The following is a 9,687-nucleotide window of genomic DNA, read 5'->3' on the forward strand; positions in this document are numbered from 1 at the left end:
GCCTACACTTTTGGCCCCCGAACCGATGAGACCTGCCGTGAATTGCTGGCTCTGTTGACGCCGTTCAACATCGGCATGATTACCAGTGACAACTGGGGCAGCTATGCAAGAGAGGTGCCGAAGCAGAAACATCTGACTGGCAAGATCTTCACGCAACGTATAGAGCGCAATAACCTGACGCTCCGTACCCGCATTAAACGCATAGGTATCTACACATCAGGGAGGAGGCTTAAGAGCAACTCTCGCTAAATGAGTAAGTTCTTCCAGACTATATTCCGATAATAATTTTAGTGTATTCAACAAGATGGATAGGCCAGCGAGCAGAGCAGGAGCGCTCTCTCTGCGGCCTCGCTTTTGCTGTCGTCCTGACAAGCGACATATCAGCTGGCGGGCTGCCGCATTTTCTTCTCCTTCAGCGCGTTGCAGCCGCCATACCAGAACAGCAGCCATACTGGCTATTAACAACCTGCGTAGTACGGCTGGCGCGCTGCGCTGAAGCCATGTTTCTACGTCATGTCCGGCACCTTTCAGCAACTTAAAAAATGATTCAATATTCCAGCGCCAGTAATACCAACGAGCTACTTCCTCGCAGGTGATCTCGCTGCAAACGTTTGTAAGCAGCGTCCAGCGTCCCACCACATTACCGAGATCATCCGTAAGCCGAACAACAACCAATCTGACCGTCAGAGGCTCTCCAGGTTGGATTTTTATGCGGCGGCCGGTTTCTTTATCTTTACGCTTCTGCTGCGCAGCTCGGGTTATGACTATCGAGGTTTCACTGATTTCCATATCAGCTTTTTTCCCTTTCCAGTCTACCTGTCCGCATCCGTTGTATGGCAGAAGAGCAGCAATCTCACCAATTTTCAATGAATTACCTTGCCACTCTGCACCATGTCCTTCTTTTCCTCGGATAAGCCAGCATATTCCTTGAGTACTCAACGTCCGCATATGTCCAATAGAGTCACCCTCTCTATCAATTATATGAATCAGCTTTTTACCTATATTAAGCGATTCCACACGGGCAATATCGGTCGTCAAGGCGTCCATATGTGTCTGCCGTTCGGACAGTCCTTCCGCCAACGTTGAATGACAACCGGTTGCATCGGTAAGTGTCTGAGATAGAGGCGCTATTGGCAAACCCGTGCCAGCATCAACCAGCAAGCTGCTTTGAAGTTCATATCCAACATCGCCACCGTGCGTCATTTTTAAGCGTCCGTATTTGGCATGATGGTAAAGAAATTGTAAACGTGACCAATCATGAACAACGAGAGCGTATGGATGCGGGCTAAGCGAAATTTGCTCAAGTGCTAGCGAAATAATTGGCTCATTGAGTTGACTGAAGCTAATTCGCTTATTATTCAGAAAACGCCAGACAGCTTGGGTAGTTGCGAAAGTTGATTTTTGAGCACTTGCGAGGTCTTTAACCGCAGAAGCAAGAAGAGCCGCGGGCGTCATATGCTGTTTAACCAGCGTCTGATATCGGCGGGTAAGGCGAGAGTCAATCCCGCCAACAGATAGGTTGAAATCATTCTGCAAAGTAATAACAGGTATCACGATAAATGTGTAGATACCTATGCCCTTATAGAGGATAATGCACGTCAAGGCATCGTTGCCCGGCAAGCCATTATTATATTCGCGGCCTGCTTGTTTTATCCTGCCGGGATTAAAGCAGGCCGTGTTGTTAATGCCACGTTTTTTATAGACAGGAAGAGTATTTTGACTACTGACACTCATACTCTGCATATTGAAGAGATATTAGAACTTTTGCCCCACCGCTTTCCGTTTTTGCTGGTGGACCGCGTATTGGATTTCGAGAAAGGGAAGTTCTTGCGGGCGGTAAAGAATGTTTCCTTCAATGAACCGTTTTTCCAGGGCCATTTCCCGGGCAAGCCGATTTTTCCCGGGGTACTGATCTTGGAAGCCATGGCACAGGCGACCGGCATTCTGGCGTTCAAAAGCGCGGGTAAGCTGGCCCCGGGGGAACTCTATTATTTCGCCGCCATTGATGAAGCCCGTTTTAAACGCCCGGTACAGCCGGGCGATCAGATGATCCTCGAAGTTGAATTTATTAAAGAGCGTCGCGGCGTCGCGCGCTTCAAAGGTGTTGCCAAAGTTGATGGCGAAGTGGCTTGCGAAGCGTCAATGATGTGCGCCCGTCGCCGGGAGGCCTGAACACGTGATTGATCAATCCGCCTTTATACATCCCAGCGCTATTGTGGAAGAAGGCGCTATCATCCACGCCGGCGTGCATGTCGGCCCGTTTTGCGTTATCGGGCCGCAGGTCGAAATCGGCGCGCGCACGGTGCTTAAGTCCCACGTAGTGGTGACCGGCATCACCCGCATAGGTGAAGATAACCAGATTTATCCGTTCGCCTGCCTTGGCGACGTTAATCAGGATCTGAAATATGCCGGGGAGCCGACGCGGGTCGATATCGGGCACCGTAACCGGATCAAGGAAAGCGTGACCATTCATCGTGGCACGATACAAGGCGGAGAAGTCACCCGGGTCGGCAGCGACAATTTGCTGATGGTGAATGCCCACGTCGCCCACGACTGCACGGTAGGCAGTCACTGCATTATGGCCAACAACGCCACGCTCGGCGGCCATGTGGCGGTGGACGATTACGCCATTATCGGCGGCATGACCGCGGTGCATCAGTTCTGCGTTGTCGGCGCCCACGTCATGATCGGCGGCTGTTCCGGCGTTGTTCAGGACGTGCCGCCTTTCGTTATTGCTCAGGGCAATCACGCCACGCCGTTCGGCATAAATAACGAAGGGCTGAAGCGCCGCGGTTTCGATCGCGCCGCGCTGCACGCGATACGCGCCGCTTATAAAATCATTTACCGCAGCGGCAAAACCCTCGACGAAGCCAAGCCAGAGCTGGAGGCGCTGGCGCAGGAGCAGCAGGTGGTTAATACCTTCCTGGACTTTCTGTCACGCTCCCAGCGCGGTATTATCCGCTAATTATGTCGGCACGCCCCATCACTATCGGTCTGGTGGCCGGCGAGACGTCGGGGGATATCCTCGGCGCCGGGTTGATACGCGCGCTGCGCGGCCATTTGCCGGAGGCCCGCTTCGTCGGCGTTGCCGGCCCGCGTATGCAGGCGGAAGGGATGGAAGCCTGGTATGACATGGAAGAGCTGGCGGTGATGGGCATCGTGGAGGTGGTCGAGCGCTTGCCGCGGCTGCTGCGTATTCGCCGCGACTTGACCCGCCGCTTTAGCGCGCTGCGTCCCGACGTTTTTGTCGGTATTGATGCGCCGGATTTTACGATTACGCTGGAAGGCCGCCTTAAGCGGCGCGGCATCCGCACTATCCATTATGTCAGCCCCTCCGTTTGGGCTTGGCGGCAGAAGCGGGTGTTTAAAATCGGCCGCGCCACCGATAACGTACTGGCCTTTCTGCCGTTCGAGAAGGCGTTTTACGACCGCTACAATGTCCCTTGCCAGTTTATCGGCCATACGCTGGCGGACGCCATGCCCCTTGACCCGGATAAAGCCGCCGCGCGCCAGGCGCTGGGTATTGCCGCTAAGGCGCGCTGTCTGGCCCTGTTACCGGGCAGCCGTCAGAGCGAGGTGGCGATGCTGAGCGCGGACTTCCTGCGCGCCGCCGAGCGGTTGTATGCGCGTTTCCCGGGGCTGGAGATTGTCGTGCCGCTGGTCAATCCGGCCCGGCGGGCGCAGTTTGAGGACATCCTGGCGGCGGTGGCGCCGGCGTTGCCGGTGCGGCTATTGGACAATCAGGCCCGCCAGGCCATGATCGCCGCCGATGCCGCCCTGCTGGCTTCCGGCACCGCGTCCCTTGAGTGCATGCTGGCGAAGTGCCCGATGGTGGTGGGCTATCGCATGAAGCCCTTGACGTTCGCGCTGGCGCGGCGGTTGGTGAAGACGCCGTGGGTGTCGCTGCCCAATCTGCTGGCCGGCCGTGAACTGGTCAAGGAACTGTTACAAGAGGCGTGCCAGCCGGAAGCGCTGGCGGCGGCCCTGGCGCCGCTGCTTGACGATAATGACCAGCGCGCGGCGCTGCTGGCGACGTTTCGCCAACTGCACCAACAGATCCGCTGTAACGCCGACGAACAGGCGGCGCGCGCGGTACTGGCGCTGATTAACCGTTAATTCTTTTGCAGGTAGTGAAACCCATGACGGCAACTTTTATCTATCCTGCGGCGACGCTTATTGCCGGCGTCGACGAAGTGGGGCGCGGACCCTTGGTGGGGGCGGTGGTGACCGCCGCCGTGATCCTGGATCCCGCCCGGCCGGTGTTGGGGCTGGCGGACTCGAAAAAGCTGAGTGAAAAGCGGCGCGAGGCGCTGTATGTGGAAATAACCCGCTGCGCGCTGGCCTGGAGCGTGGGCCGCGCCGAAGCCTCTGAGATCGACAGTATCAATATTTACCAGGCCACCCTGTTGGCGATGCAGCGGGCGGTGGCGGGTCTGGCGGTGGTACCGGATTTTGTGCTGGTGGACGGTAATCGCTGCCCGCTGTTACCGATGCCGTCGCAGGCGATAGTGAAAGGCGATAGCCGGGTGGCCGAAATCAGCGCCGCTTCCATCATTGCCAAGGTCACCCGCGACCGGGAGATGGCCGCGTTGCACCTGCAGTTCCCCGAATATGGTTTCGCCCAGCATAAGGGGTACCCGACCGCCTTCCATCTGGAAAAGCTGGCGCTTCACGGCGCGACCGTGCATCATCGACGAAGCTTTGCGCCGGTCCGGCGGGTGCTGGAGCTGGCATGAACCTGTCACCCTCGCGCGGCGCCTTCGTCGCGCCAAAAAATCTTAACGGGTAATGCACATGGCCGAACCACGTTTTATTCACCTGCGCGTACATAGCGACTACTCCATGATAGATGGGCTGGTCAAAATCGGCCCGTTGGTAAAAAAAGCCGCGGCCCTGCATATGCCGGCGCTGGCCATTACCGATTTCACCAATTTATGCGGGCTGGTTAAATTTTACGGCAGCGCCCATGGCGCCGGCATAAAACCGATCATCGGCGCGGATTTTTTCGTGCAAAGCGAGATGCTGGGCGATGAACTGGCGGAATTGACCATTCTGGCGGCCAATAATGTCGGCTACCAGCATTTGACCCTGCTGATTTCCGATGCCTACAAGCGCGGCTATGGCGCAGCCGGGCCGGTTATCGATCGCGACTGGTTGATTGAGCACAACGAAGGGCTGATTTTGCTCTCCGGGGCGCGTAAAGGGGATGTCGGCAAATACCTGATGCGCGGCAACATGCCGCAGGTGGAACAGTGTCTGGCGTTCTACGAGCGCTATTTCCCCGATCGCTATTATCTGGAACTTATCCGCACCGGCCGGTCGGATGAAGAAAGCTACCTGCACGCCGCGGTTGAGCTGGCGGCGCGGCGGGGACTGCCGGTCGTGGCTACCAATGACGTGCGTTTTACCAGCCCGGACGATTTCGACGCCCACGCAATCCGGGTGGCGATTCACGACGGCTTTACCCTGGATGACGCCAAACGGCCGCGGAATTACAGTTTGCAGCAGTACATGCGCAGCGAGCAGGAGATGTGCGAGTTGTTCGCCGATCTGCCGGAAGCGCTGGCCAACAGCGTGGAAATCGCCCGACGCTGTAACGTCACCATCCGCCTCGGGGAATATTTTCTGCCGCAATTCCCGACCGGTGAGATGTCCACCGAAGATTATCTGGTCAAATGCGCGCGCGAAGGGTTGGAGGAACGGTTGGCCTTCCTGTTCCCCGATGCCGATAGGCGGCGGGAAAAACGGCCGGCCTATGATGAACGTCTGACTATCGAATTGCAGGTGATAAACCAGATGGGATTCCCGGGTTACTTCCTGATTGTGATGGAGTTTATCCAGTGGTCGAAGGATAACGGCGTCCCGGTCGGGCCGGGCCGCGGATCCGGCGCAGGCTCGCTGGTGGCCTATGCGCTGAATATCACCGATCTGGACCCGCTAGCGTTCGATTTGCTGTTTGAACGTTTCCTGAACCCGGAACGTGTATCGATGCCGGACTTCGACGTCGACTTCTGCATGGAAAAGCGCGATCTGGTGATTGACCACGTGGCCGAAACCTACGGCCGCGATGCGGTTTCGCAGATTATCACCTTCGGTACCATGGCGGCCAAAGCGGTGATCCGCGACGTCGGGCGGGTGCTTGGGCATCCTTACGGTTTTGTGGATCGCATCTCCAAGCTGGTGCCCCCCGACCCCGGTATGACGCTGGAAAAAGCCTTTGTCGCCGAGCCGCAATTGCAGGCGATTTACGATGCCGACGAAGAGGTCAAAGCGCTGATTGACATGGCGCGCAAGCTTGAAGGGGTCACGCGCAACGCCGGCAAACACGCCGGGGGCGTGGTGATTGCGCCGACCAAGATTACCGATTTTGCGCCGCTTTACTGCGATGGCGAAGGCAACCATCCGGTGACCCAGTTCGACAAGAACGATGTGGAATACGCCGGTCTGGTGAAGTTCGACTTCCTCGGCCTGCGTACCCTGACCATCATCAACTGGGCGCTGGACATGATCAACGCCCGCCGCGCACGTCAGGGTCTGGAGCCCATTGATATCGCCGCCATCCCGCTGGAGGACAAGAAGAGCTTCGACATGTTGCAGCGCTCCGAAACCACTGCCGTATTCCAGTTGGAATCGCGCGGCATGAAGGATCTGATAAAGCGCCTGCAGCCAGACTGTTTCGAGGATATGATCGCGCTGGTGGCCCTGTTCCGGCCCGGACCGCTGCAATCGGGGATGGTCGATAACTTTATCGACCGCAAGCACGGCCGTGAAGCTATCTCCTATCCCGATATCGAGTGGCAACACGCCTCGCTGCAACCCGTGCTGGAGCCGACTTACGGCATCATCCTCTACCAGGAACAGGTTATGCAGATAGCCCAGGTGCTGGCGGGCTATACCCTGGGCGGCGCGGATATGCTGCGCCGCGCGATGGGGAAAAAGAAACCGGAGGAGATGGCCAAGCAGCGCTCGGTGTTCAAGGCCGGCGCGGAAAGTATCGGCGTCGATGGCGAACTGTCGATGAAGATCTTCGATCTGGTGGAGAAATTCGCCGGCTACGGCTTTAACAAATCCCACTCCGCCGCCTATGCGCTGGTGTCGTATCAAACCCTGTGGCTGAAGGCCCATTATCCCGCCGAGTTCATGGCGGCGGTGATGACCGCCGATATGGACAATACCGAAAAGGTGGTGGGGCTGGTTGACGAATGTCTGCGTATGGGCCTTAAGGTTCTGCCGCCGGATATCAACAGCGGCCAATACCATTTTCACGTCAACCCAGAGGGCGAGATAGTCTACGGCATCGGCGCCATTAAGGGCGTGGGGGAAGGGCCTATCGAGGCGATTATCGAGGCGCGTAATCAGGACGGTCACTTCCGTGAATTGTTCGATCTGTGCGCGCGTACCGATATCAAAAAACTCAACCGCCGGGTACTGGAAAAGCTGATTATGTCCGGCGCCTTCGACCGACTCGGGCCGCACCGCGCCGCGCTGATGAATAGTCTTGGCGATGCGCTCAAGGCCGCCGATCAACACGCGAAAGCCGAGGCGATTGGTCAGGGCGATATGTTCGGCGTGCTGGCGGAGGAGCCGGCAGCGGTGGAAGCGTCCTACAGTACCGTGGCGCCCTGGCCGGAGCAGGTGGTGCTGGACGGCGAGCGCGAAACGCTCGGCCTCTATTTGACCGGCCACCCCATCACCCAATATTTGCGCGAGATTGAGCGCTATGCGGGCGGGGTGCGCCTGAAGGATATGCACCCCACCGAGCGTGGCAAGATGGTGACCGCGGTGGGGCTGGTGTTGTCCGCGCGGGTGATGGTGACCAAGCGGGGCAACCGCATCGGCGTTTGCACGCTCGACGATCGTTCCGGCCGTCTGGACGTGATGCTGTTCACGGATGCGCTGGAAAAATACCAGCATTTACTGGAAAAAGACCGTATCCTTATCGCTCAAGGACAGGTTAGCTTCGATGATTTCAACGGCGGTCTGAAGATGACCGCCCGTGAACTGATGGATATTAGTGAAGCACGTGAAAAATACGCGCGCGGGCTTGCTATCTCGCTGACCGACAGGCAAATTGATGACCAGCTTCTCAACCGTCTTCGTGTATCGTTGGAACCGCATCGATCGGGGACGATTCCAGTGCATCTTTATTATCAACGGCAAGATGCGCGCGCGCGGCTGCGCTTTGGGGCAACCTGGCGGGTGACGCCGACTGACCGATTACTGAATGACTTGCGAACACTTGTGGGAAATGAACAGGTGGAACTGGAATTTGACTAATATAGGAATACTATGAGTCTGAATTTTCTTGATTTTGAACAGCCGATTGCAGAGCTGGAAGCGAAAATTGACTCGCTGACCGCAGTCAGCCGTCAAGACGAAAAATTAGATATTAATCTGGATGAAGAGGTGCAGCGCCTGCGTGAAAAAAGCGTAGAGCTGACGCGGAAAATATTCTCCGATCTGGGCGCCTGGCAAGTCGCCCAGCTGGCGCGGCATCCCATGCGTCCCTATACGCTGGATTATGTCCGCCATATCTTCACCGATTTTGACGAACTGGCGGGCGATCGCGCCTATGCCGATGATAAAGCCATCGTTGGCGGCATCGCACGTCTGGATTCACGGCCGGTGATGATCATCGGCCACCAGAAAGGGCGCGAAACCAAAGAGAAAATTCGCCGCAATTTCGGCATGCCGGCACCCGAAGGTTATCGTAAGGCGCTGCGGCTGATGGAGATGGCAGATCGTTTCAACCTGCCGCTGCTCACGTTCATCGACACGCCGGGCGCTTACCCGGGGGTTGGCGCCGAAGAGCGTGGCCAGTCCGAAGCTATCGCGAAAAACCTGCGTGAAATGTCCGGCCTGCGCGTGCCGGTGGTCTGCACCGTGATAGGTGAGGGCGGCTCCGGCGGGGCGCTGGCGATTGGCGTAGGCGACAAAGTCAACATGCTGCAGTACAGTACCTATTCGGTTATTTCCCCAGAAGGCTGCGCCTCCATTTTGTGGAAAAGCGCGGATAAAGCCCCTATCGCCGCCGAAGCCATGGGCATTATCGCTTCGCGCTTGAAAGAGCTGGAGATTATCGACAGCATCGTGCCGGAGCCGTTGGGCGGCGCCCATCGCGATGTGCCGGCCATTGCCGCCTCGCTGAAAGCGCAGCTGCTGGACGATTTGGCCGAGCTTGACGGCCTGAATACGGAAGAGTTGCTGAACCGCCGCTATCACCGTCTGATGAATTACGGCTATTGCTGATAACCGGCGCCGGTTACCGGCGCAGGTGGTGCCCGGGCCAGCCCGGTGATGTCTCACACCCCGCATGCTCGCGCCTGCGGGGTGTTTTGTTTATTCGGGTCGGCGAGCTGCCAAAAGGCTGGCAAGCCGCAATGCCGGCTATGATTATTGATAGGCCGAGACAAACGAGCGAACGATCTTTGTAAGGATGCGCTGAATGAACATTATTGCGGTAATGCCTTCAAATAGTTGACTTTTGTGATATTCTGCCTCTATTTGAGGTTTCCACGTGGTTACAGTTTCTGTTCATTGTCCTCGCTGCCATTCAGATGAAATTTATCGACATGGCCTTAGTCCAACTAAGCGCGAACGCTTCCGGTGTCAGTGCTGTCACCGTGTATTCCAGCTTACCTACCGCTATGAAGCGCGAAAGCCGGGAGTTAAAGAGCAGATCGTTGA

The 9,687-nt window shown here is 57.0% G+C and carries 8 protein-coding genes and 1 pseudogene; 8 read left to right on the top strand and 1 reads right to left on the bottom strand.

The features are described 5' to 3' along the window. Positions 1–204, top strand: a pseudogene (locus tag CINSTRO3249_RS08865) (IS1 family transposase); the annotation flags it as partial. 12 nt (positions 205–216) lie between these two features. Here CINSTRO3249_RS08865 and CINSTRO3249_RS08870 read toward each other — a convergent pair. Then, the gene (locus CINSTRO3249_RS08870; protein ID WP_254304329.1) at positions 217–1,602 is read right to left on the bottom strand and encodes a flagellar biosynthesis protein FlhF; all 1,386 of its coding nucleotides are present in this window, start codon (positions 1,600–1,602) and stop codon (positions 217–219) included. Positions 1,603–1,716: 114 nt separating this feature from the next. Here CINSTRO3249_RS08870 and fabZ point away from each other — a divergent pair, with 114 nt between their 5' ends. From fabZ to CINSTRO3249_RS08905, 7 genes are all read left to right on the top strand, one after another. Next, on the top strand, positions 1,717–2,172 hold the full coding sequence (gene fabZ, locus CINSTRO3249_RS08875; RefSeq protein WP_011411663.1) for a 3-hydroxyacyl-ACP dehydratase FabZ: 456 nt from the start codon (positions 1,717–1,719) through the stop codon (positions 2,170–2,172). A gap of 4 nt (positions 2,173–2,176) precedes the next feature. Next, entirely contained in the window at positions 2,177–2,965 is a 789-nt protein-coding gene (gene lpxA / locus CINSTRO3249_RS08880) for an acyl-ACP--UDP-N-acetylglucosamine O-acyltransferase (RefSeq protein ID WP_074013018.1), read from the top strand. Positions 2,966–2,967: 2 nt separating this feature from the next. Further along, the gene (gene lpxB / locus CINSTRO3249_RS08885; RefSeq protein ID WP_074013019.1) at positions 2,968–4,116 is read left to right on the top strand and encodes a lipid-A-disaccharide synthase; all 1,149 of its coding nucleotides are present in this window, start codon (positions 2,968–2,970) and stop codon (positions 4,114–4,116) included. 23 nt (positions 4,117–4,139) lie between these two features. Continuing rightward, entirely contained in the window at positions 4,140–4,736 is a 597-nt protein-coding gene (gene rnhB / locus CINSTRO3249_RS08890) for a ribonuclease HII (RefSeq protein WP_074013020.1), read from the top strand. 58 nt (positions 4,737–4,794) lie between these two features. Beyond that, positions 4,795–8,277 carry a DNA polymerase III subunit alpha gene (gene dnaE / locus CINSTRO3249_RS08895; protein ID WP_074013022.1) on the top strand — a complete coding sequence of 1,161 codons (3,483 nt, stop codon included), beginning with the start codon at positions 4,795–4,797 and terminating at the stop codon, positions 8,275–8,277. A 12-nt stretch (positions 8,278–8,289) separates the two neighbouring features. After that, a complete protein-coding gene (accA, locus tag CINSTRO3249_RS08900; protein WP_074013021.1) occupies positions 8,290–9,249 on the top strand; it encodes an acetyl-CoA carboxylase carboxyl transferase subunit alpha in 960 nt (319 codons plus the stop codon). A gap of 268 nt (positions 9,250–9,517) precedes the next feature. Then, on the top strand, positions 9,518–9,687 hold a 170-nt coding region (locus CINSTRO3249_RS08905), incomplete at its 3' end, for an IS1 family transposase (protein WP_143146886.1).

This window comes from Candidatus Sodalis sp. SoCistrobi, assembly GCF_900143145.1.
Taxonomy (GTDB): Bacteria; Pseudomonadota; Gammaproteobacteria; order Enterobacterales; family Enterobacteriaceae; genus SoCistrobi.

What these genes read in the sequence shown, in the direction of transcription:
- lpxB (WP_074013019.1), top strand. Translation starts at nt 2,968, where the DNA reads ATGTCGGCACGCCCCATCACTATCGGTCTGGTGGCCGGCGAGACGTCG.
- rnhB (WP_074013020.1), top strand. Translation starts at nt 4,140, where the DNA reads ATGACGGCAACTTTTATCTATCCTGCGGCGACGCTTATTGCCGGCGTC.
- dnaE (WP_074013022.1), top strand. Translation starts at nt 4,795, where the DNA reads ATGGCCGAACCACGTTTTATTCACCTGCGCGTACATAGCGACTACTCC.
- accA (WP_074013021.1), top strand. Translation starts at nt 8,290, where the DNA reads ATGAGTCTGAATTTTCTTGATTTTGAACAGCCGATTGCAGAGCTGGAA.